Origin of the sequence: Nitrososphaera sp. (assembly GCF_013388945.1) — an archaeon.
GTDB lineage: Archaea > Thermoproteota > Nitrososphaeria > Nitrososphaerales > Nitrososphaeraceae > Nitrososphaera.
Genome location: NZ_JACAEH010000009.1, coordinates 39,367 through 60,346, shown reverse-complemented (window position 1 = coordinate 60,346; position 20,980 = coordinate 39,367). Strand labels below are relative to the sequence as shown.

Annotated in this window: 20 protein-coding genes, 1 tRNA gene and 2 pseudogenes; 11 read left to right on the top strand and 12 right to left on the bottom strand. The window is 56.4% G+C overall.

Features of this window, described 5'->3' with window-relative positions; genetic code table 11:
• Positions 1–109, top strand: a pseudogene (pyrH, locus tag HXY31_RS12360) (UMP kinase); the annotation flags it as partial.
• Here the strand turns inward: pyrH and HXY31_RS05730 are convergent.
• The 9 genes and pseudogenes from HXY31_RS05730 to HXY31_RS05690 form a co-directional block, all read right to left on the bottom strand.
• Positions 89–703, bottom strand: a pseudogene (locus tag HXY31_RS05730) (carboxyl transferase domain-containing protein); the annotation flags it as partial. The pseudogenes pyrH and HXY31_RS05730 overlap by 21 nt on opposite strands.
• Positions 704–777: 74 nt before the next feature.
• Positions 778–990: a hypothetical protein gene (locus HXY31_RS05725; RefSeq protein WP_292640721.1), complete on the bottom strand. Its 213-nt coding sequence runs from the start codon at positions 988–990 to the stop codon at positions 778–780.
• Positions 991–1,011: 21 nt separating this feature from the next.
• A complete protein-coding gene (locus HXY31_RS05720) occupies positions 1,012–1,353 on the bottom strand; it encodes a hypothetical protein (RefSeq protein WP_292640718.1) in 342 nt (113 codons plus the stop codon).
• Positions 1,350–2,603: an AAA family ATPase gene (locus tag HXY31_RS05715; RefSeq protein ID WP_292640716.1), complete on the bottom strand. Its 1,254-nt coding sequence runs from the start codon at positions 2,601–2,603 to the stop codon at positions 1,350–1,352. The genes HXY31_RS05720 and HXY31_RS05715 overlap by 4 nt, the downstream gene beginning before the upstream one ends.
• Positions 2,603–3,730 (bottom strand): hypothetical protein, encoded by a 1,128-nt coding sequence (locus HXY31_RS05710; protein ID WP_292640714.1) that lies wholly within the window; start codon positions 3,728–3,730, stop codon positions 2,603–2,605. Before HXY31_RS05710 ends, HXY31_RS05715 begins: the two co-directional genes overlap by 1 nt.
• A 36-nt stretch (positions 3,731–3,766) precedes the next feature.
• Positions 3,767–4,342 (bottom strand): GTP cyclohydrolase I, encoded by a 576-nt coding sequence (folE, locus tag HXY31_RS05705; protein WP_292640712.1) that lies wholly within the window; start codon positions 4,340–4,342, stop codon positions 3,767–3,769.
• 7 nt (positions 4,343–4,349) lie between these two features.
• Entirely contained in the window at positions 4,350–5,078 is a 729-nt protein-coding gene (locus tag HXY31_RS05700; protein ID WP_292640710.1) for a 7-carboxy-7-deazaguanine synthase QueE, read from the bottom strand.
• Positions 5,068–5,763 (bottom strand): 7-cyano-7-deazaguanine synthase, encoded by a 696-nt coding sequence (locus tag HXY31_RS05695; RefSeq protein ID WP_292640708.1) that lies wholly within the window; start codon positions 5,761–5,763, stop codon positions 5,068–5,070. The genes HXY31_RS05700 and HXY31_RS05695 overlap by 11 nt, the downstream gene beginning before the upstream one ends.
• Before the next feature lie 26 nt (positions 5,764–5,789).
• Positions 5,790–6,260, bottom strand: a complete 471-nt coding sequence (locus HXY31_RS05690) for a cupin domain-containing protein (protein ID WP_292640706.1) — start codon at positions 6,258–6,260, stop codon at positions 5,790–5,792.
• 65 nt (positions 6,261–6,325) lie between these two features.
• Between HXY31_RS05690 and HXY31_RS05685 the strand changes: the two genes are divergently transcribed.
• Positions 6,326–7,528, top strand: a complete 1,203-nt coding sequence (locus HXY31_RS05685) for a redox-regulated ATPase YchF (RefSeq protein WP_292640704.1) — start codon at positions 6,326–6,328, stop codon at positions 7,526–7,528.
• 2 nt (positions 7,529–7,530) lie between these two features.
• Positions 7,531–8,517, top strand: a complete 987-nt coding sequence (gene kae1, locus HXY31_RS05680) for a KEOPS complex N(6)-L-threonylcarbamoyladenine synthase Kae1 (protein ID WP_292640702.1) — start codon at positions 7,531–7,533, stop codon at positions 8,515–8,517.
• Here kae1 and HXY31_RS05675 read toward each other — a convergent pair.
• Positions 8,514–8,825 carry a PH domain-containing protein gene (locus tag HXY31_RS05675; RefSeq protein WP_292640700.1) on the bottom strand — a complete coding sequence of 104 codons (312 nt, stop codon included), beginning with the start codon at positions 8,823–8,825 and terminating at the stop codon, positions 8,514–8,516. The genes kae1 and HXY31_RS05675 overlap by 4 nt on opposite strands.
• Here HXY31_RS05675 and HXY31_RS05670 point away from each other — a divergent pair.
• Both HXY31_RS05670 and HXY31_RS05665 read left to right on the top strand, forming a co-directional pair.
• Positions 8,796–9,464, top strand: a complete 669-nt coding sequence (locus HXY31_RS05670) for a KEOPS complex kinase/ATPase Bud32 (protein WP_342816494.1) — start codon at positions 8,796–8,798, stop codon at positions 9,462–9,464. The genes HXY31_RS05675 and HXY31_RS05670 overlap by 30 nt on opposite strands.
• Positions 9,465–9,496: 32 nt before the next feature.
• Entirely contained in the window at positions 9,497–10,042 is a 546-nt protein-coding gene (locus tag HXY31_RS05665; RefSeq protein WP_292640696.1) for an XTP/dITP diphosphatase, read from the top strand.
• Here the strand turns inward: HXY31_RS05665 and twy1 are convergent.
• Entirely contained in the window at positions 10,031–11,059 is a 1,029-nt protein-coding gene (gene twy1, locus HXY31_RS05660; RefSeq protein ID WP_292640694.1) for a 4-demethylwyosine synthase TYW1, read from the bottom strand. The genes HXY31_RS05665 and twy1 overlap by 12 nt on opposite strands.
• A gap of 54 nt (positions 11,060–11,113) precedes the next feature.
• Between twy1 and HXY31_RS05655 the strand changes: the two genes are divergently transcribed.
• Positions 11,114–11,932: a hypothetical protein gene (locus HXY31_RS05655; RefSeq protein ID WP_292640691.1), complete on the top strand. Its 819-nt coding sequence runs from the start codon at positions 11,114–11,116 to the stop codon at positions 11,930–11,932.
• 41 nt (positions 11,933–11,973) lie between these two features.
• Positions 11,974–12,067, top strand: a tRNA-His gene (locus HXY31_RS05650).
• 69 nt (positions 12,068–12,136) lie between these two features.
• Here HXY31_RS05650 and HXY31_RS05645 read toward each other — a convergent pair.
• Positions 12,137–12,928, bottom strand: a complete 792-nt coding sequence (locus HXY31_RS05645; RefSeq protein ID WP_292640690.1) for a PEFG-CTERM sorting domain-containing protein — start codon at positions 12,926–12,928, stop codon at positions 12,137–12,139.
• A 268-nt stretch (positions 12,929–13,196) separates the two neighbouring features.
• Here HXY31_RS05645 and HXY31_RS05640 point away from each other — a divergent pair, with 268 nt between their 5' ends.
• From HXY31_RS05640 to HXY31_RS05625, 4 genes are read left to right on the top strand one after another with little or no spacing between them, the layout of a single operon-like run.
• Positions 13,197–13,445, top strand: a complete 249-nt coding sequence (locus tag HXY31_RS05640) for a DNA-directed RNA polymerase subunit H (protein ID WP_292640687.1) — start codon at positions 13,197–13,199, stop codon at positions 13,443–13,445.
• Positions 13,446–13,450: 5 nt separating this feature from the next.
• Positions 13,451–16,798, top strand: coding sequence for a DNA-directed RNA polymerase subunit B (locus HXY31_RS05635; RefSeq protein ID WP_292640685.1), 3,348 nt, complete (start codon positions 13,451–13,453; stop codon positions 16,796–16,798).
• A gap of 12 nt (positions 16,799–16,810) precedes the next feature.
• Entirely contained in the window at positions 16,811–20,620 is a 3,810-nt protein-coding gene (locus HXY31_RS05630) for a DNA-directed RNA polymerase subunit A' (protein WP_292640683.1), read from the top strand.
• A complete protein-coding gene (locus tag HXY31_RS05625) occupies positions 20,617–20,922 on the top strand; it encodes a ribosomal L7Ae/L30e/S12e/Gadd45 family protein (RefSeq protein ID WP_292640680.1) in 306 nt (101 codons plus the stop codon). Before HXY31_RS05630 ends, HXY31_RS05625 begins: the two co-directional genes overlap by 4 nt.
• Positions 20,923–20,980: the final 58 nt, after the last annotated feature.

Here is a 20,980-nt window from a genome sequence, read left to right as displayed (position 1 = left end):
GTTCAAGGGCACCAGCGTCGATGGCGTCTACACCGCCGATCCCAAGAAGGATCCAGGCGCGCGACGCTACGAGCGTTTGACCTATCACGACGTCCTGGCTCAGGACCTCCTTGACCACTTCGGGGCCTGTGACGAACATCTGGCCGATGTTTTCGACCATCACCACAAAGTCTGTCATGGCCGGCGAATACACCGCGCCGCCGGCACACGGGCCGATGCTTGCGGTTATCTGCGGGATGACGCCTGAAGCCATCGTGTTTCTGAAGAATATGTCGCCGTAGCCGTCAAGGCTGCTGACACCTTCCTGGATCCTTGCGCCGCCAGAGTCGATGATGCCTATTATGGGGCACCCTACCTTCATGGCGTGGTCCATCACCTTGGTTATCTTTTTGCTCGTCATCTCGCCAAGCGAGCCTCCCAGGACTGTGAAATCGTATGCAAAGACAAAGACCTGCCTGCCTGCAACCGTGCCAAAGCCGGTGACCGCGCCGTCGCCGTAGAATTTCTGGACTGTCGGGTCGTCGCCCCTGTGAACGACGTACTTGTCGATTTCCACAAAACTTCCTTCGTCAAGCAAAAGTGCGATCCTTTCCCGTGCGGTGAGCTTGCCCTTCTGGTGCTGGGCCTCGACGCGCTCGTTGCCGCCACCGCCCTCTGCAGATTTTTTCATTGATGCAAGCCGCTTTACTTTTTCTTCGTGCATGGGAATGTAGTTAATGCCGGCTGGTGGCTATATAAATTCATTACAGGAATTAGGTGATGATTTCCGGCCGTTGTTTACTCGCGAAGGCCGGCCCTTCCGCCCTGCGCGCGCCGGAACACGTTCATCCCGAGGTTGTAGTTTTCGTACATCGACTCTAGCGCCTCTATCTCGAGCTTTAGCATGGATATCTTGCCGGCGTTTGCCCCGGGCTCTTTCTCAAGCTCTGCCATTTTCGCCCTCTTTTCGGCCAAAAGCTGTCCCACGTTGTGCTCGTACTCGCTAGACATCTGGACAGGGCTACCTTCCCTTTACATTTTAACCTTTTCCATCTTGGACACGAACGCGTCCTGGTAGTTTTTGTAGGCGTTCCTGTCGGCCATGCACTGCTCGCAGATGCACGTCTGCGACACTACTGCGCGGTTGCAGTCTGATTCAAAACTGCACGTGGCGCAGCCCGCGCCCTTGCCGCAGATGAAGCACTTCAGCTCGGTGACTGCCGGCGCCTCAGGCTCTGCAGACTCGCACTTTACGTGCTTTATCGCCTTGGCGGTCCTTGACCACAATGCGTACTCGCCCTGCGGGATCTCTTTTCCGCAGACCGAGCACTTGCCCTTGTATTTCACAAGAAGCCTTATCCAGTGCTCGCTCACTTTTTGGCCCCCTTGGCGCGCTCTATCTCCTTGACAAGCGACTCGCCGACTGACTCGTCGTCAAAGTTGGCAAGTGCGAACTCGGCAGGGTCGACCTTCTCGTTTATCATCTCCCTCACAAGGTATGGCAGTACAAGCCAGCTGCAGGTCCTCTTCGAAACGTGCGTCGCCGGCCCGATGAATGACGCCAGCTTGCGCACCGTCTGTGACCTTGCAAACACCGGCCCCATGACGGGCCAGGGCATAGAATACTGGCTGTAGCGGATCTCCTTCCCGCGGGACTTGTCGTAGAGGCCGTGCGCAAGCATCGGGCTGACATAGCGCAAGAGGCTCCACTGCCTGCGCCTGCCGACCCTGCCCACCACCACGTCTGCCTTTGAAAGCACGTCGAGCATGTCTGCAAGGGTGTCGCCTGCCTGCGACGACACTATGGTCGAAAAGAGCGCAGCTATCATGTCCTTCCTGCGCGACTCGGGGTCCATGCCCTGGTACCGCGGGTCAGGAAACGATGCGTCGGCCCTTGCAAGCAACTGCACGGCCTTTTCCTTGCTGGTGGCTGAGAAATACCCGTTTATGGCATCTTGAATTTCTATCTCGGCCACGTCGGCGTTTGAGACAGTGGCATAGCCTGCGGCGCGTGACTGGGCGCTGTTGAGGAGGTTCCTGATGTCGCCCCTGCAGTTGTTGACTAGTGCCACCTTGTCGCCGGGCCCCAGCTTTTCGCCCTCGCTTGCAAGAACGTGCTCCAGAAACATCAGAAGTAGCCTAGGCGGGACCGGCGCAAACTCGACTGTCTTGCAGGCCTTGGCAAGTTCCTTTATCTTGGCGGACTTTACGTTTGCCGCCATAATGACTGGCACAGTGGGCTCTTTCATCATGTCTATCAGGAGGTCCAGCCCGCCCGTGTCCTCCCTGCCGGATATGCCGTCCACCTCGTCCAGGAAAAGCAGGCTCTTTGTCCCAAAGAGGCTGACGTTGTTCATGACCGGCGCAAGGCGCGCCTGCAGGCTGTCCCTGTTCCTGGTGTCGCTTGCGTTCATTTCAACTAAGTCAAACCCAAACTGTGTTGCAATGGCGTGCACAAGCGTGGTCTTGCCCACGCCCGGCGGGCCCAAAAGCAGGAGCGGCTTTGTGCCTGACACCCACTTTTGCAGCCACTTGAGGACTGCAAGGCGCACGTCCTCGTTTCCCACCATCTGCTCCACCCTCTTTGGCCTGTAGACTTCGGACCACATGAGGGCCGGAGGCATTACTTCACCGCCGCCTGGATCTTGCTCTGGAACTCTGCGAAAGGCGCGCGCCTGACAAGCTCGTTGTGCCAGTGCTGGTTGTAGTGGCGCACTGTCAGGAACAAAAATTCAAGGAACGGCCTGAGCTCGAACTTTTCCGGCAGCATGTCAAGGGCCATCCTGGCCTCTTCAAGATATAATTCGGACTTTTGCATCGTAAGCTCAAAGCCCTTCTTCACGTCGCCAGTGTTTATGGCAAAATAGAGCGGCCACGACGGTATCTTGACCGCGCCGTTTCTGAGCGCGTCCTCTATCTCGTTTCCGCACCCGACGCACTCGCCGGCCTTTGCCATGCCGAGGTGGAATATGTCGCTTAAAGGCCGGCGGTTGAGCGCCATGTTCCTGCCGGCGGTGCCCATGACCGCCCTGTACTTCTTGTAGCACTCGCTCATGTTCTCGTCGCTAATTGAAGCAGGATTCATCTTCAGCTTCACGTCGATGTACTGGCCTATCCTTGCGTCCTTGAAGCCTGCCTCAAACGCCTTGAGCACCGAGTCGCCGCCCTGCGATATCTTGTGGCGCGCAATGCCGAGTATGTACGGGCACATGAACTTGTAGTCCTCCAAGTATTCGAGGTCCTCGTCGCGGTCCACAATCCTGTCCATCGGCTCTGACAGGTCGATTGCTATTATGTGGCCGTCGATTACTGCGTCGCGCTTTTCCTGCGAGTCCGAGTCGCCGAAATACTGCGCCGAGCCGTCGTACAGAGCGTTAAAGACTGGAAACGTCATCTTGACAAAGTTGGAGTTCAAAATGCGCGAAACCCTGTCCTGCAGAACGTCCGTGCTTGACAGGCGCGACTTTATGTCGTGCAGGGTAGACGACTCGGGCACAAGCTCCTCTGAGCCTACCTCGTCTGCAAACCTGCTCATCGTGAGGCCAGGGTTTGCGTCCGATTCCATGGCGTGGTGGAGCGACTCGACGAACCTCTTTGCAAAGGCGCCGAACTCCTGCTCGGTCTTTTCCTTGTAGTGGTTGAACTGCTTGTAGCCCTTGCCCCTGAGCAGGCCCTGCTTCATTATCTCCTTGCCGGCCTGCGTGCCCATCAGGGCCTCCTTTGAAAAAATCGACTCGTCCTTGCCACTCATGCAGGAAATTGCTGCCAGTTGTAGTTATTTAACTATTCAGACCGAGCGCAGGTCGGCCTTGGGGTTCTGGATTATAGCAAGAACGTGCTCGCGCAGGTCCTTCTGCTCCATGACGCCCCTGTAGCCTATCGTGAGTATCGAGCTGTTGTTCCGGACGCCGCGCATCCTCATGCACAGGTGCTCGCCTTCGGCTATAACCATCGCGCCCTTTACTCCCATGCGCATCAGCTCGTCGGCCACTTCCTTTGTCAGGCGCTCCTGTATCTGCAACCGGCGCGAGTACTTCTCTACAAGCCTGACAAGTTTTGAAATCCCAAAAACCTTGCCTGTAGGGACATAGGCTATGTGTATCTTGCCAAAGAACGGCAGCATGTGGTGCTCGCACATGCTGTAGAACTGGATATCCCTTGCTATCACCACGTCGGTCTCGTCGGAAAACGTGACGTCAAGCTCTGCGTCCATCCTGTAGCCGCCAAATATCTCCTCGTACATGCTTGCCATGCGCTCGGGCGTCCCTATCAGGCCCTCCCTGTCAGGGTTTTCGCCGAGCTCTATCAAAAGCTGCCTTACGAGTTTGGCTATCTTTTTCTTGTTGAGTCCTTGTTCTCTCATCTGGCTGTTACCTTGCTCCCATTAGCTTGTGAAGCTGCGGAACGACGCGCACCTGGTCGTAAAGCGGGTAGACTGCGTCGTAAAACGCAAAAAGCCTATCCAACAGTGGCTCATCTACTCCATAGCTCGGCTGTATTATAAATCCTGCTATGTTTTTCGCGCTCGTCGAGGCAAACACCTTTTTTGCAAGGCCCGCAAGCTCGGCAGGATCGCTCGAGTTTGTCACGACGACTTTGATGTACGGCTTTTTGCCTGCCTCGGCTGCAATCTTCAGGCATTCAAGCTCGTTCTTCAAGAGCGCGGGGTAATTCTCTGTCGCCCTTGCGTCGCTCAGCTTGAACTCGACTTTGCAGATGTCTATGAAGGGGAGCACCTTTGCAAACTTTTTTGCATCATAGCACGCCGACTCCAGGTACGTCTTGATTCCTTTTTCCCTGGCAAACTTGGCAAGCTCTATCACCGCGTCGGCCTGCGCAAGCGGCTCGCCGCCGGTGAAATTTACCTTGTAAGTGTTTGGCTCTAGCTGGGCCGACATCATCTTCTTTACCTCCTCGATTGAAAATTCGTCGCCGCTGTCTATCGGTATCGCATAGGGCGTGTCGCACCAGTGGCACCTGAGCGGGCAGCCTGCCAGCCTCACGAACATGGTCTTTGTGCCCGCAAGGACGCCCTCGCCCTCGATGCTCGTAAAGATCTCACTGAGCCTTAACCCGCCGGGGGACCTTTTACGCTGCATAGTGCGTCCTGTCATCTATACGAGCCGACATAAATGCGGCCTTCCTATTTATACACGATTCGCACCTGCCGCAGTGCAAAAACTGCCTGCTCTTCCTTACGCCGTTTGAGTAGCAGCTCCATGTGGCGAACAGTTTGTTGCCAAGGATCTTGTACCCTGCTTTCAGTAGAGCCTGCTTGTCAAGGCCGCCTGTCGCAGGCGATATCACCTGCACCCTCTGCCTCTCGCCAGTGCCTATACTGTCGGCGTCGGCAAGGTTCAGCGCCTCCTCGATTGCCCTTGCAAACTCGGGCCGGCAGTCCGCATAGTGGGGGACGTCGTCAAGGTGCGCTCCGTACGCGACCTTGATGGCGCCAATGCTGAGCGCCCATGCGCCTGCTATGGAGATAAAGACGGCGTTTCTTGCAGGCACCACTAGGCTGTGGTCGAATCCTGCCGCAAGTTTCTTACTCCTGTCTGTAAGCGAGTTGGTCGAGCCGTACAGCGACTTCATGAATGAGATGTCGACTATTCTGTGCTCCTCGGCTTTCAAGACCCTGGCAAAGTGCTTTGCGGCCTCTATCTCGCGCCTTGCGCGCTGGCCGTACGCAAATGTTATCATGTATATGTCGTGGTTCTGGGCGAGGATAGCGGCATAGCATATCGAATCAAGACCCCCGCTTGCAATGCAGACGACGCCTGGCACAAAGCAGGTTGGATGGAGGGACTATTCTATCTTGTGTATCGCTCGATTATCCGCCTGTGGTCAGGATACTCTCTGAGGAGCTCCTCCCTCTTGCCCATCTCCCAGTCGGCAAAGTCAAAGCCGGGCGCCACCGTGCAGCCTGCAAGCGAGTACGAGCCCGGCCTTGCGACTGATGCCGCAAACCAGCACCCCGCCCTTACTGCAGCCTGCGGCGCCTGTCCTCTGCCAAGCGTCACCCTCGACATCTTTCCATTTTCGATTACGTGGAGAACAAGCGGGCTTCCGGCGTACAAGTGCCACAGCTCGTCTGATTTTATGCGGTGAAACGCCGAGAAACGGCCCGACTCCAGAAGATAGTAGATGGCAGTCGAGGCGCTCCTTTTGCCGGAAAAGCCCGGCGCGGACACCTGGATCTTTGAGCGAAAAGTCTCGCGGAAATACCCTCCCTCGGGATGCTTTGCAAGCCCGAGCTTTTTCACCCAGTCTCTTGCCTTCAACCAGATCCCTTGGGCGCAGTGTTTGAAAAACATTAATGCAGGTCAGGCGCGCCTTTCACCGTCGGATGATAATAGGACTCATAGGCAAGGCAAACGTCGGCAAGTCGACGTTTTTCAACGCGGCCACAGAGCTTGCGGTGCCCTCTGCCAATTACCCGTTCACCACTATAGAACCAAACGTGGGCGTCGCCTACGCAAGGATCAGGTGCACCTGCCGCGAGTTTGGCGTGCAGGACAATCCCGTGCACTCGATGTGCATCGACGGCAACAGGTTCATACCTGTAAAGCTGATCGACGTCGCAGGCCTTGTGCCGGGAGCGCATGCCGGCAAGGGGCTTGGCAACAAGTTCCTCGACGACGCAAGGCAGGCCGACGCGCTTATACACGTAGTCGACGCGTCGGGCTCAACTGACAGCGGTGGCAAGCCGGTTCCTGCCGGGACGGAGGACCCGATGTCTGACATCAAGTTTGTGGAAGAAGAGTTTGACCTCTGGATGGCCGGAATCGTGTCAAGGGACTGGAGCAAGACGGCACGGGAGGCGGAAAACCAGGGGCAGAAACTGGAGCAGATGCTTGCCAAGAGGTTGTCTGGCCTTGCGATACCTGAGCACCACGTTTTTTCAGCAATACACGAGTCGGGTCTTGGCTCAAAAAAGCCCACTCTGTGGACGGAAGACGACATACTGCATTTCTGCAAGGTGCTCCGGGCCCGCGCAAAGCCCTTCCTTGTCGCGGCAAACAAGGCCGACCTGCCAACCGCCGAGGCAAACATTGCGAAGATGAAGCAGGCAGGAATGAAGGTGGTCCCGTGCGCCTCAGAAGCGGAATCGATGCTGAAAAAGGCGTCCAAGAAAGGGGTATTGCATTATCTGCCCGGCGACAACTCGTTTGAGGTAAAGCCGAGTATGCAACTGAACGAGCAGCAGAAAAAGGCGCTTGACCTTGTCAAGGGGCTGATTGAAAAGTACGGGTCCACCGGCGTCCAGGATGCGATAAACACCGCCTGCTTTGACCTCCTGCACCTTGTCGCCGTCTATCCTGTCGAAGACGAGGTAAAGCTGGCAGACAAGAAGGGAAACGTGCTTCCCGATGTCCGCCTGCTGCCTGAAGGCTCGACTGCCAAGGACTTGGCGGCAACGGTGCACGCCGACTTGGCAAAGGGGTTCCTTTACGCGATTGACGCCCGGACAAAGCAGAGGATAGGCGCAGACCACAAGCTGAAGGCCGGCGACGTGATAAAGATAGTCTCGGCGGCGAGCAGGGGATAGCCATGCTGTGCCTCGGGATAGAAAGCACGGCGCACACCTTTGGCTGCGCGGTCGTGGACGAGAAGGGCAGGATACTTTCAGACGCAAGGGCAGTGTACAGGGCGCCTGAAGGAAAGGGCATACACCCTAGGGAAGCCTCGAGGCACCACATCGAGGCGTCGCACGGAGTACTGAAAGAGGCGCTTTCGCAGGCGGGCGCGGGCATGAAAGACATAGACCTGGTGGGCTACTCGGCCGGCCCGGGCCTCGGCCCTTGCCTGCGCGTGGGCGCAGTCGTCGCCCGCACAGTCGCAGGATACCACAAAAAACCGCTTGTGCCTGTGAACCACGCACTGGGGCACATCGAGCTTGGCGCGGCGCTGACTGGAGCATCGGACCCGCTCGTGCTCCTTGTGTCAGGCGGCCACACCATGATCCTGGCTTTCCTTGAAAAAAGGTGGCGCGTCTTTGGAGAGACGCTTGACATAACGATAGGCCAGCTCTTGGACCAGTTTGGAAGGGCTATGGGCTTTGCGTCGCCATGCGGCGGCAGGATAGAAAAGCTTGCTTCAGAGTCGTCGGGGCAATACCTGCACCTGCCCTACGTTGTCAAGGGAAACGACGTCTCGTTTTCCGGCATGCTGACTGCCGCAGTAAAGCTTGCCTCGACCAGCAAGATGGCAGACGTGTGCTACTCGCTCCAAGAGACATCGTTTGCGATGCTTGCAGAGGCCGTCGAGCGCGCGCTTTCTTTTACGGGCAAGAAGGAGATGATGATAGTGGGAGGCGTCTCTGCGAACAAACGCCTTGCGCAGATGCTTGAAATGGCGTGCGAGCGGCAGGCAAGCAGGTTCTTTGCATGCCCCATAAAATACGCTGGCGACAACGGCGCCCAGATTGCCTGGACGGCCATCTTGGATTACAAGAAAACGAAAAAGGCAGTGAAGATACCGGACGCCTTTGCGACCCAGTCGTGGCGGCTTGACACAGTCGATGTCGCTTGGCGCTAGCCCTTTGCCTGCTTCATCTGCTTTTCCCACTTGCCCGGGGAAAACGCGCCGAACTTGTACGTCTTGCCGTCGGCGACTATGACAAACTTTTTCACGAGGAATCCTTCGGCCTTGAAAGATGATATCTTTTCTAACGGTATGTCAAGCACCACTGCGCCTTCCCTTTTTGACAGGGTAGCCATCCTGCCCTCGGTCTTTTGGAAGACAAGCCTCCTGTCTGTGAGAATGAGTATGCCGCTTCTCAGGTTGTCTTCGGCGCAGTCCTCGGTGTTTATGACGTGCTCGCCGGGCTGGGGGCTGAAACTCACGTTTTTATCTCGACTTTAGTCGCTATATTACTATTGCAGCTCCTCAAGCAAGGCGCCGAGGCCGACATCTACGTCACAGAGTGGCATGGCAAAAAGGCCGTCTCAAAGGTGCGCTCGCCCAAAGCCTATCGCCACGAGGCGCTTGACAGCGCGGTGCGAAGGCAACGGACGGTCCATGAAGCACACTTGATGTCTGCTGCCAAGGCGGCCGGCGTCAGCACGCCGTTTGTGCACTTTGTCGATCCTGACAATGCAGAGATACTGATGGAGTTCGTGCAAGGAAAACAGGCAAAGGACGCGCTTGATGTAAAGATGTGCATGCAGATAGGGCGCTATGCCGCGCTCTTGCACGGCGCAAACATCATACACGGAGACCTTACCACTTCAAATTTCATTGTCAACAATCGGCTGGTGCTTTTGGACTTTGGACTTTCCTACTACTCTGAGCGCATGGAGGACATGGCAGTCGACGTCAGGCTGATAAAGGAGGTTTTCACGAGCGCCCACGTGGGGCTCAGGGGCGCCTTTCCCGCCTTTGTCAGGGGCTACGGGAGCGTCGCGGGCAAGAAAAAGACCTCGCAAATCCTTGCAAACGTGAAGGAGATAGAGCAGCGGGGCCGCTACGCAAGGGTCGAGTGACGCTTTTATCCCCGCCGGACGTACAGCCTGCGTTGCGACGCGTCACCTTTGCAAGCACGAACCAGAACAAGTACAGGGAGGTCAGGTCGATACTTGGGCCGCGCGGGATTGATGTCGAGTTTGCAAAGATGGAGCTCGTCGAAATCCAGTCAGACTCGCTTGAAGCCATAGCTAAAGAGAAAGCAAGGGGCGCATTTTCGCAAATGTCGAGGCCTGTGATAGTGGAAGACGACGGGCTTTTCATAGACGCGCTCTCGGGCTTCCCCGGCCAGTATTCATCGTACGTGTTCAAGACGATAGGCAACGCCGGCATCCTCAAACTGCTCTCAGGCATGCACGACAGGTCAGCGTCTTTTGTGTCGCTCATTGCGTTTTGCGACGGAAAGGACGTCGCTGTTTTTGAAGGGAAGGTGGCCGGCAAGATTTCAGAAAAGGAGGCAAGGGGTGGCTGGGGCTACGACCCCATCTTTGTTCCAGACGGCGCAAAGTGCACCTACGCGGAACTTGAAAACAAGAACGACTACTCGCACAGGAGAAAGGCCCTTGACAGCTTTGCGGAATGGTACCTACACCTCTAGGTATGCGTTTATCCACCTGTCGACGCGGCGCCTGCCGTTCTGCAGGACGACAATTCTAGAGATCTCGCTTTCGTCCATGACATTAAACGATGGCATCGCTGCGCACAGTTTCTTGGCATAGTCACGGACTTCATACATCTCTAGCATGTCGCCGCGCTCGAGCCTCTCGGTTGACATGCCGACGTGCATGTACGACTTTAACTCGATAAAGTGCGGGTTGCCCTCTGCCATCATCTGTGCAAACTCGCCAACGAAACCGCTGCCGTCGTTGTGCCCGCGTATCAGCGTCATGCGAAGCACCGTCCTTGTATCAACTGTTGAAAGGAACCGGAGCGACTCCCACCAGCGCTCCCACGCGTCGGCGTGCAGCGGCCGGTTAATGGCGTGGAACATCTTTTTGTTCGACGCGTTGGTTGAAAGGTAGATCTGGGTCGGGAGCGCGTCCTCGTCAACAAGCCTCCTGAGCATCGCCGGCTCCTGCCCGTTTGTTACAAGGAAGATGGACTTGGTGGCCTTTAGCGTCTTCAGGTATCTTATGAGCTGCGGCAGCTTGGGGTACATCGTGGGCTCGCCTGAGAGCGAGATGGCATAGTGAGCCGGCAGGAGCGACTCGTCAAGTTTTACCTTGTCGTTCTTGGCGCTGCCGTAAAACCCGTTTATCAGCTTCTTGCGCTCCTTTAGCAGCTGCTCTACTATCACGTCGGGCTCGTCGACAAGTTCTGCCGGCATTTCAAGGGTGTCGTAAAACTCGGCCGGCCTCCAGCAGTAGATGCACCGGTTTTCGCAGTTCATCGCAGCCGGCGTCATCTCCATGCACCTGTGCGTCGATATGCCGTAGAACTTGTGCTTGTAGCAGCTGCCCTCGTTTGCAAACGACTTTTTTGTCCAGTGGCATAGTTCCACTGCCGAATGGTTGTAGACGCCGTACTTGGCCTTCTTCAGCTTTGACTGCACCTGCGGCGTTATCTGTATGAGGTCGCCTGCCACGTGAGAGGCGTACTCGTCGGAGCAGCTCATCTTTCCTAAAAGGGGCCCAAAACAGATTTAAGTTTTGCACATTTCCGCTATGGCATGGCAGTCGACACGGGCAGGATAATGAAGGCGGGGCTCGAGCTTGCGGGGTGGAAGAAGGTCCCGGCAGACAGCGCCGTCCACGTCAGGGGCAGCAACATCAGAAAGGTTCTGATTTCAGTCGACGTCGGCACCGCAGAGCTTCTGCTTGCAAAGAGCCTCGGGTGCGACGCTGTCATAGCGCACCACCCGATAGGCATAGCGCGAGTAAACTTTTACAAGGTGTTTGGCCGGCACGTCGAGTACATGGTGGAGCACGGCGTTCCAAAAGGCGTCGCAGAGAAGGCGCTCGCGCCCCTGACAGAGCGCGTCGAGACTAGGACCCATGCGGACATTTACGACGACGTGGTGGGAGCCGCCAGGGTGATGAAGATGCCACTTGTTAACATACACCAGCCCTGCGATGAGTACATGCGCCAGGTGATCCTGAAAAAGATAAGGCGGGGCAGGACAGAGCGCGTGTCTGACATTGTCAGGTCCGTGGGCGAGATCCCCGAGTTCCGCCACGCCGCGACCCGGGTGCGCGTGCGCTACGGCAGCGAAAAAAACAGGGCCGGCCACTGGGCGCTTGTGATAGCCGCAGGAACAAACGGCGGCCATTCGATAGCAAAGGCATACTTTCAGCACGGCGTCGACACCGTCATCTACCTGCACGTCGACCCCGGCGACCTTGCCAAGTTGAAAGAGGAGAAACTGAAGGGGAACCTCGTGGTGCTCGGGCACCTGGCCGGCGACTCGGTAGGCCTCAACGGGCTTGCTGACAAGCTCGAAGATCTCGGCGTGGAGACTGTCAGGATGGGCCTTCTGCCGGGCAAGTGATCTAACGATTATATAATGTGGTCAATGCAGAAGCAGATGCGGCCTTCGTAGTATAGCCTGGTCAGTATAGGCGGCTGTGGACTGTTTTTCGGCAGAAACCGCTTGAGGAGGGTTCAAATCCCTCCGAAGGCCCCATTTTGATTTTCAGATACACCTTGCGGTAGACTTCAAAAAATGAAAAAAGGAAAGAAAAGCGTCCTACCCTTACATCTTGGGCAGGAAGCTGAATTTGCTGTACCTTGTCGTGGCTACGATTATGCCGACGATTGCGACTGCGAGGACGATTGCCGCGATTGCACCGAACTCTGGTATCATTGTCGTGCCGACGATGTCTACCTGCTCGCTGCCTGCCTCAAAGTCGATTGTCAGCGTTCTCGTGTCAGCGCCAAAGTCGTCATCTGCTGTTGTCTCGAGCTCGTCAACGAACACGATGTAGTCCAAGTCGTCGCCGTTGGCGTCGATTGCGTCAACGATGTCTCTTGGCAACTGCAGCATCAGCTGGCCCGCATTGTTTGCGGTGATGCCTGCTGTGATTGTGGCAGTCTCAGAGTCGCCTGTCAGGCTTGTCAGAGATCCGCCAGTTATCTGGTACAGGATATCATGCTCGTCAGCGCCGTCGATCACCAGTGTTGCTGTTCTCCAGCCGCCAGTCGTGCTTGATGTAAAGTCGAATGTTGTGTTTGCGGTTGCGCCAGCATAGCTGACTCTTACTTCGTATTCGCCGCTAACACCAAGGTTGCCTCCAACCCTGAACGTGTAAGTATACGATCCGTCGCTTTCAACGGTTACTTGATCAAATCTGTAAACCGCGCCGTTTGGATTGTATACCTGGATCAAGAGTGGCTGGCCAGTTGGTGTCCGCCCGACGTTTCCGGAGACAGTAATGTCTTCACCTGTGCTGTATTCTGTATTGTCTGTCGCTACGGTGAAGCCTGTCTGCGCATAGGCAATGCCTAGTGTGCCTACAGATGCCACCGACGCCAGCAATATAGCCATTAGTGCGTACGCTTTATACTCCATTGTCCCTCATGCACACCTAACACGCTATATTTCCGTTACTATTTATCCTTTTTGTGCAGAAACTCTAACCTGCACTCTCAATTCAGTTAAACCGTCGCAAAATCGTTTCCCATTTTTCCCAACAAACTCTGGAATTAGATGGAAATCTTGGCAAGACTTATATACGCTATTTTTTCATCAAATAATTTGACTTTGATGTTTTCTGTCGAGCAGAAGCTATTGTGTTTTGAGGAGGCGCCATCCCATGTCTGAAAAGAAAGTAGTCAAGATAACGAACCACGCGTACCAGCCCAAGCACGAAATAATTCCAAAGGTGGAGGCCGAGGAAGTGCTGAAAAAGTACAACGCCAAGCCCGGCCAGCTGCCGTACATTTTGATGAGCGACAAGGGCATAGAGGACTTGGACGTCCGGCCCGGCGACATCATCAAGATCACGAGAAAGAGCCCGACTGCGGGTGAAAGTGTATATTACCGCTACGTGGTGGAAGGGTGAGAACTTTGGTAGAGAATTCTATCGAGATGTGGCCCATTATCAATGATATTCTACGCAGAGAAGGCGTCGCAAGGCAGCATCTGAACTCGTACAACGAGTTCATGGAGCGCGGGCTCCAGAGCATCATCGACGAGGTCGGCGAGATCGAAATCGAGACCGCCGAGTACCCGTACAAGATAAAGCTCGGAAAAGTAAAACTGCAGCAGCCAAGGATAATGGAACTCGACGGCTCTATCACGCACGTCGCGCCGATGGAAGGCCGCCTGCGCAACCTTACCTATGCCTCTCCCATAATGCTCGAATGCTCTGTAGTCGAGGACGGCAAGATCCTCGAATCGCGCTTTATCCACATAGGCGACATGCCTGTAATGGTCAAGTCAAACACGTGCATCCTGCACAACCTGCCAGAGTCAAAACTGGTCGAGTTTGGCGAGGACCCGCGCGACCCCGGCGGATATTTTGTGATAAACGGCTCAGAGCGCGTAATAGTCGGACTCGAGGACTTGTCGTACAACAAGATTATCGTCGACACCGAGGAGACGACAGGCACCATGCTGTACAAGGCCAAGGTCTACTCCTCCATCGTCGGCTACCGCGCAAAGCTCGAGCTCATCATGCGCCCCGACGGCTCGATAGTGACAAAGATCCCCGGCTCACCCGTGGACATACCGCTCATCACTCTTATCCGCGCGCTCGGGCTTGAAGCCGACAAGGACATCGCAGATTCTGTTTCTCTGAACCAGACAATCCAGGACGAGCTTGAGCCGTCTTTTGAAAAGGCAGGCGACGTGGTCACAAGCCGCGACGCCATAGTCTACATTTCAAAGAGAATCGCACCCGGTATGCTCGAAGAGTTCCAGATAAAGAGGGCAGAGACGCTGCTTGACTGGGGACTCCTGCCACACATCGGCAAGAACCCCGAGAACAGGCACGAAAAGGCGCTGTTCCTTGGCGAGGCCGCAAGCAAGCTTATTGAATTGAAACTGGGCTGGATAGAGGCCGACGACAAGGACCACTACGGAAACAAGGTCATCAAGTTCGCAGGCCAGATGCTCGCAGACCTTTTCAGGACCGCGTTCCGCAACCTGATACGCGACATGAAATACCAGCTAGAGCGCTCGGGCCAAAAGCGCGGCATAAACGCTGTCGCTGCAGCAGTCAGGCCGGGCATCGTGTCTGACAAGCTGAACAACGCTATTGCCACGGGTAACTGGGGCCGGGGCAGGGTCGGCGTCACGCAACTCTTGGACAGGACAAACTACATGTCCACAATCAGCCACCTGCGCAGGATCCAGTCGCCGCTTTCAAGAAGCCAGCCCAACTTTGAGGCCCGAGACCTGCACGCGACGCACTTTGGCAGGATCTGCCCTGCAGAGACCCCCGAAGGCTCGAACTGCGGCCTTGTCAAGAACCTGGCGCTTTCTGCGATAATATCTGTAAACGTCCCGTCAGCCGAAGTGACTGAAAAGCTGTACGAGCTTGGCGTCCAGAACGTGGACGAGGCAAACGACAAGCTGCGCGCAAACGGCACGAGAGTGTTCGTTGACGGCAGGCTCATAGGCTACGCAGACAAGGGAGAGGGCCTTGCAGAGACCCTCAGGAACATGAGGCGCACGGGCAAGATCCACCCGCACGTCGGCGTGTTCCTCTACGCCTCGCAGAACGAGAACGCCACAAAGAGGCTTTACATCAGCTGCAACGCCGGCAGGGTCATGCGCCCGCTCGTGGTGCTGAAAGACAGCAAGCCGCTTGTCACCACTGAAACGATAGAAAAGATATCGAAAAAGTTCCTGTCGTGGATGGACCTGCTCTATATGGGCGTGATAGAGCTGGTGGACGCAAACGAGGAAGAGAACTCGTACGTCGCAATCGACCCGAAAAAGATTGACGGCCACACGCACCTGGAGATATTCCCGTCTGCAATCCTCGGCGTGGGCGCCTCCATAATCCCGTACCCGGAGCACAACCAGTCGCCGAGGAACACGTACGAGAGCGCGATGGCAAAGCAGTCGCTTGGCTTTTCGACGCCTCTGATGAACGCAAGCACCTACGTGCGCCAGCACTTCATGCTATACCCGCAGATACCCGTAGTTTCTACAAAGGCGATAAACCTGCTCGGGCTCGACGACAGGCCGACCGGCCAGAACTGCGTCGTCGCGGTGCTGCCGTTTGAAGGCTACAACATAGAGGACGCAGTCGTTTTCAACAAGTCCTCTGTCGACCGCGGGCTTGGCAGGACGTTCTTTTACAGGATCTACGAAGCCGAAGCTAAGCAGTACCCCGGCGGCATGAAGGACACCTTTGAGGTTCCGCAGGCAGACGCCAACATCCGCGGCTACAGGGGCGAAAAGGCATACCGCCTGTTGGAAGCAGATGGCGCCATCATGCACGAAGCTGTGGTGAACGGCGGCGACATACTGATCGGCAGGACCTCGCCTCCAAGGTTCATGGAGGAGTACAAGGAGTTTGAAGTAAAGGGCCCGTACAGGCGCGACACTTCAGTCGGCGTCAGGCCGTCTGAAAACGGCGTAGTCGACACGGTCATAATCACGCAGTCAGTCGAAGGCGGCAAGATGTACAAGATCCGCGTGCGCGACATGCGCATACCCGAGATTGGCGACAAGTTTGCCTCAAGGCACGGCCAGAAAGGAGTGGTCGGCATGCTTGTCAACCAGGAAGACGTGCCCTACACCGAAGACGGCCTTGTGCCAGACGTCATGATAAACCCGCACGCGTTCCCGTCAAGGATGACTGTAGGAATGTTCATGGAGTCGCTTGGCGGAAAAGCCGCGTCGCTTCGCGGAAAAATAGTCGACGGCTCGGCATTTTTGGGCGAGAAACTCGACGACATCAAGGGCGCCATGGAGCAGTACGGCTTCAAGTACACTGGCAAGGAAGTGATGTACGACGGCAGGACTGGCAAGCGCTTCCCTGCTGACGTCTACGTCGGCGTCGTATACTACCAGAAACTGCACCACATGGTCGCAGACAAGATCCACAGCCGCGCCCGCGGACAGGTCCAGATGCTCACAAAGCAGCCGACGGAGGGCAGGGCGCGCGGCGGAGGACTGAGGTTCGGCGAGATGGAGCGCGACTGCCTCATCGCGTACGGCGCGTCCATGATGCTAAAGGACAGGTTGCTCGAAGAATCGGACAAGGCCGAAGTAAACGTCTGCGAGCGCTGCGGCCTGCTTGCGTACTATGACGTCAAGCAGCGCAGGTACGTCTGCAGGGTTTGCGGAGAAAAGGCCAAGATATCGTCAGTGGTAATCGCATACGCGTTCAAACTGCTGTTGCAGGAGATGATGAGCCTCAACGTCGCTCCAAGGCTTATAGCCAAGGAGAAGGTGTAGGAGGGGATTTCGATGATGGAAGAATCTGCCAAGATCCTCGGTGGGATAAAGTTCAGCGTCTGGTCGCCGACTGAAGTCCGCAAGTTCTCTGTCGCAGAAGTCACGGCGCCAGAGACGTACGACGAGGACGGTATGCCGGTGCAAGGAGGCCTGATGGACAACCGCCTCGGCACTCTCGAGCCGGGCCAAAAGTGCGCCACCTGCGGCAACACTTCTGCAAAATGCCCCGGCCACTTTGGGCACATCGAGCTTGCAGAGCCGGTGCTCCACATAGCGTTTGTCGACGACGTGCACAAGCTGCTGCTGACAACATGCAGGTCGTGCAACAGGATAAAGCTCGACCCGGAGAGCCTTGCAGGCTACAAGGCAGTCAGGGACAGCAAGGCGCCATACGCTGTCATCACGCTTGAAAACATCCGCGAAGAGATAATCGAAAAGGCAAAGAAGGTCAAGACCTGCCCGCACTGCGGCAAAGAGCAGTACGACCTGATATTCACCAAGCCCACGATATTTGTGGAAAGGACGGAGGCCGGAGAAAACCGCCTCCTGCCAATCACAATCCGCGAGCGCCTCAGCCACGTCCCGGACGACGACCTCGTACTTCTCGGATACGACCCGTCGACTGCAAGGCCAGAGTGGTTCGTGCTGCAGGTGCTGCCGGTGCCGCCTGTCACGGTAAGGCCGTCAATCATACTTGAGACAGGCATAAGGTCGGAGGACGACCTGACGCACAAGCTGGTGGACATCATACGCGTCAACCAGCGCCTGAAGGAGAGCAAGGAGGCAGGAACGCCGCCGCTCATCGTCCAAGACCTCGTAGACCTCTTGCAGTACCACGTCACGACATACTTTGACAACGAGGTGTCGGGCATCCCGCAGGCCCACCACCGCTCAGGCAGGCCGCTGAAAACGCTGACTCAGAGGCTCAAGGGCAAGGAAGGCCGCTTCAGGGGCTCGCTGTCAGGCAAGCGCGTCGACTTTTCCAGCAGGACCGTGATATCGCCAGACCCTAACCTTGCGATATCAAACGTGGGAGTGCCAACAGACGTCGCCAAGAAACTTACAATCCCCGAGACCGTGTCGCAGTGGAACCTCGAGAGGCTCAAGGAGCTTGTGACAAACGGCCCGAACAATTACCCCGGCGCCAACTACATCATAAGGCCGGACGGCGTCAAGATAAGGCTCGACTACGTGACTGACAGAAAGACAATCGCCGACTCGCTAGCGCCCGGATACATAGTCGAGCGCCATCTTGCAAACGGAGACATCGTGATCTTTAACCGCCAGCCGTCGCTCCACAGGATGTCTATAATGGCGCACTCTGTCGTGGTGCTTCCTTACAGGACGTTCCGCCTGCACCCCGCAGTCTGCCCTCCGTACAACGCAGACTTTGACGGCGACGAGATGAACCTGCACGTGCCGCAGAGCGAGGAGGCAAGGGCAGAGGCGACGCTTCTCATGCGCGTCCAGGACCAGCTCATATCGCCGAGGTACGGCGGACCCATCATCGGCGGAATCCGCGACTTTATCACCGGAGCGTTCATGCTGACACGCGACGAGACCACGCTTTCAAGGGACGAGTTTGCAAATCTGGCACTCGTCGGAGGCTACAAGGGCCCGCTTCCAGAGCCTGCGGTGACAAAGGACGGGGAGAAACTCTACAGCGGCAAGCAGCTGTTCTCGCTGTTTTTGCCCAAGGACTTTAACTTTGTCATAACAAGCAAGTGGAACAAGGCCGCAAAGGGCGAGGGCAAGGACGTCGTGATAAAGAACGGCCAGCTCATATCCGGCGTAATCGACAAGGCGTCGATAGGTGCAGAAGAGCCCGATTCAGTATTGCACAGGATAGCCAAGGACTATGGCACCAACGCGGCGCGCAAGTTCCTCGACTCGATACTGATAATGCTCAAGACCTACATCACACACCGCGGGTTCACCTACGGCTACTCTGACCTTTGGCTGTCGCCGGAGACAAGGCAGGAGATATTCGACGTCATCCAAAAGACCTACGACAAGGTCAAGGAGTTCATCCAGCAGTACAACGACGGCACACTTCCATTGACAAGGGGCCTTTCGGCAGAGGAGGCCCTCGAGCTGTACGTCGTAAACGAGCTTTCACGCGCCCGCGACCGCGCAGGCAGGACTGCTGACAGGGCGTTTCCTGACAACAACTCGGGCATAATAATGGCGTCAACCGGCGCAAGGGGCTCGACTCTCAACATCGGCCAGATGACTGCGGCCTTGGGCCAGCAGTCTATACGCGGCAAGCGCATCCAGAAGGGCTACCGCAACCGCGCGCTCCCGCACTATGTCCACAACGAGTCAAACCCGGACGCAAGGGGCTTTGTCAAGTCAAACTACCGCGACGGCCTGAGCGTGCTGGAGTTCTTCTTCCACGCAATGGGCGGCAGGGAAGGCCTCGTGGACACTGCCGTCAGGACGCAGCAGTCAGTCTACATGCAGAGGAGGCTCATCAACGCGCTTGAGCACCTGAAGATAGAGTACGACCAGACCGTCAGGGACCCGCACGGCAACATCGTGCAGTATCTGTATGGCGAGGACGGCGTTGACCCGGCAAAGAGCGACCACGGCGAGGCGGTCAACATCTCCAGGCTGATTGAAGCTGAAGCAATAGTCGACGAGGGCAGGAAGGCTACGGACGAGGCCATAAAGAAAATAGTTGACGAGCAGGGCTCAAGCCTCAACCCGCGGATGCGCTCCGGCCTTGAAAAGGCGCTTTTAGAAAACAAGCTGAGCAAGGAAGGCGTCGAGAAGGTCATGAAGAAGGTGCTTGACCTGGTGGACAGGGCGCTTGCAGAGCCGGGCGAGGCAATCGGCGTCGTCACCGCCCAGTCGATAGGCGAGCCTGGAACGCAGATGACACTCAGGACGTTCCACTTTGCCGGCGTCAAGGAGCGCAACGTGACGCTCGGTCTTCCAAGGCTCATCGAGCTTGTGGACGCAAGGAAAAAGCCCGTGACGCCAACGATGGACATCTACCTCGACGAGGCGCACCGCGGTTCTAGGGAAAAGGCCCTTGAAGTTGCACGCGACATACTGTTCAAGCAGGTGGGCGACCTCATCGACAAGTCAGAAACAGACTATGAAGGAGTGCTTACCTTCCACTTCTCCGAAGCCAAGCTTGCCGAGCGCGGCTGCACTCTTGAAGAGGTGAACGCCGCGCTTGAAGGCGCCAAGAAAAAGTACGAGGTCAAGATGAGCGAGAGCAAGCGCCAGATAAAGGTGACAGTCCCAGACGAGCCAGACGCGCAGACGCTGCTCACGCTAAAGAACAAGCTCTTGAACACGCGCGTAAAGGGTGTGCCTGACATCGAGCGCGTCACCATAGTCAAGCAGGACGAAGAGTGGGTCATCCAGACCGCAGGCTCTAACCTCGCAAAAGTAGTCATGGTAGACGGCGTCGACACCTCGCGCATAGCCACAAACAACGTGTACGAGATATGGCAGACGCTTGGCATCGAGGCCGCAAGGACGGCGCTTGTCAAGGAGGTAACAAACACGCTTGAAGAGCAGGGTCTTGAAGTAGACGTGCGCCACATCATGCTGGTCGCAGACCTGATGACTTCAAAGGGCTACCTGCAGCAGATAGGCAGGCACGGCATCGCAGGAACAAAGACTTCGGTCCTTGCGCGCGCTGCGTTCGAGATTACGGTCCCGACCATTGCGCGGGCGTCGCTTGAAGGCCAGGTGGAGACGCTCAAGGGCGTCACAGAAAACGTTATAGTAGGCGCCACAGTACCCGTCGGCACCGGAATGGTTGACCTGTACATGAAGGTCAAGGAAGGCAAGAAAGAAGAATGAAATCACTAGAAAAACTCGTCAAGGACGCCGTGGCGGCAGAAAAGTACAAGAGCGGCACGAAGGAGGTGCTCCAGGCTGCCAAAAGCTCGAAACTGATAGTCGTGTCAAAGTCCCTGGACGCAGCCGACAGGGCCAAGCTGGACGAGCAGGCCAAGTCCGCAAATGTCGCTATCTATGAATTTGACGGCAACTCTGTGCAGCTTGGCAAGCTCTGCAACAAGCCGTTTCGGATAAGCGCAATAGCCATCCAGAGCGGCACGGACGCGCAGATAAAGGCCGTAATGGACGAGAGGGGCGCGTAGGCCAGCTGTACGGGGCGTCAGACTTAAATTGGTCATTCCGGTCATGCAAGTGCTGTTG

Bases quoted from the DNA above. Each gene is read 5' to 3' on its own strand.
- HXY31_RS05725 (WP_292640721.1), bottom strand. From the start codon at position 990: ATGTCTAGCGAGTACGAGCACAACGTGGGACAGCTTTTGGCCGAAAAG.
- HXY31_RS05715 (WP_292640716.1), bottom strand. From the start codon at position 2,603: ATGCCTCCGGCCCTCATGTGGTCCGAAGTCTACAGGCCAAAGAGGGTG.
- HXY31_RS05710 (WP_292640714.1), bottom strand. From the start codon at position 3,730: ATGAGTGGCAAGGACGAGTCGATTTTTTCAAAGGAGGCCCTGATGGGC.
- folE (WP_292640712.1), bottom strand. From the start codon at position 4,342: ATGAGAGAACAAGGACTCAACAAGAAAAAGATAGCCAAACTCGTAAGG.
- HXY31_RS05700 (WP_292640710.1), bottom strand. From the start codon at position 5,078: ATGCAGCGTAAAAGGTCCCCCGGCGGGTTAAGGCTCAGTGAGATCTTT.
- HXY31_RS05685 (WP_292640704.1), top strand. From the start codon at position 6,326: ATGATAATAGGACTCATAGGCAAGGCAAACGTCGGCAAGTCGACGTTT.
- kae1 (WP_292640702.1), top strand. From the start codon at position 7,531: ATGCTGTGCCTCGGGATAGAAAGCACGGCGCACACCTTTGGCTGCGCG.
- twy1 (WP_292640694.1), bottom strand. From the start codon at position 11,059: ATGAGCTGCTCCGACGAGTACGCCTCTCACGTGGCAGGCGACCTCATA.
- HXY31_RS05655 (WP_292640691.1), top strand. From the start codon at position 11,114: ATGGCAGTCGACACGGGCAGGATAATGAAGGCGGGGCTCGAGCTTGCG.
- HXY31_RS05645 (WP_292640690.1), bottom strand. From the start codon at position 12,928: ATGGCTATATTGCTGGCGTCGGTGGCATCTGTAGGCACACTAGGCATT.
- HXY31_RS05640 (WP_292640687.1), top strand. From the start codon at position 13,197: ATGTCTGAAAAGAAAGTAGTCAAGATAACGAACCACGCGTACCAGCCC.
- HXY31_RS05630 (WP_292640683.1), top strand. From the start codon at position 16,811: ATGATGGAAGAATCTGCCAAGATCCTCGGTGGGATAAAGTTCAGCGTC.
- HXY31_RS05625 (WP_292640680.1), top strand. From the start codon at position 20,617: ATGAAATCACTAGAAAAACTCGTCAAGGACGCCGTGGCGGCAGAAAAG.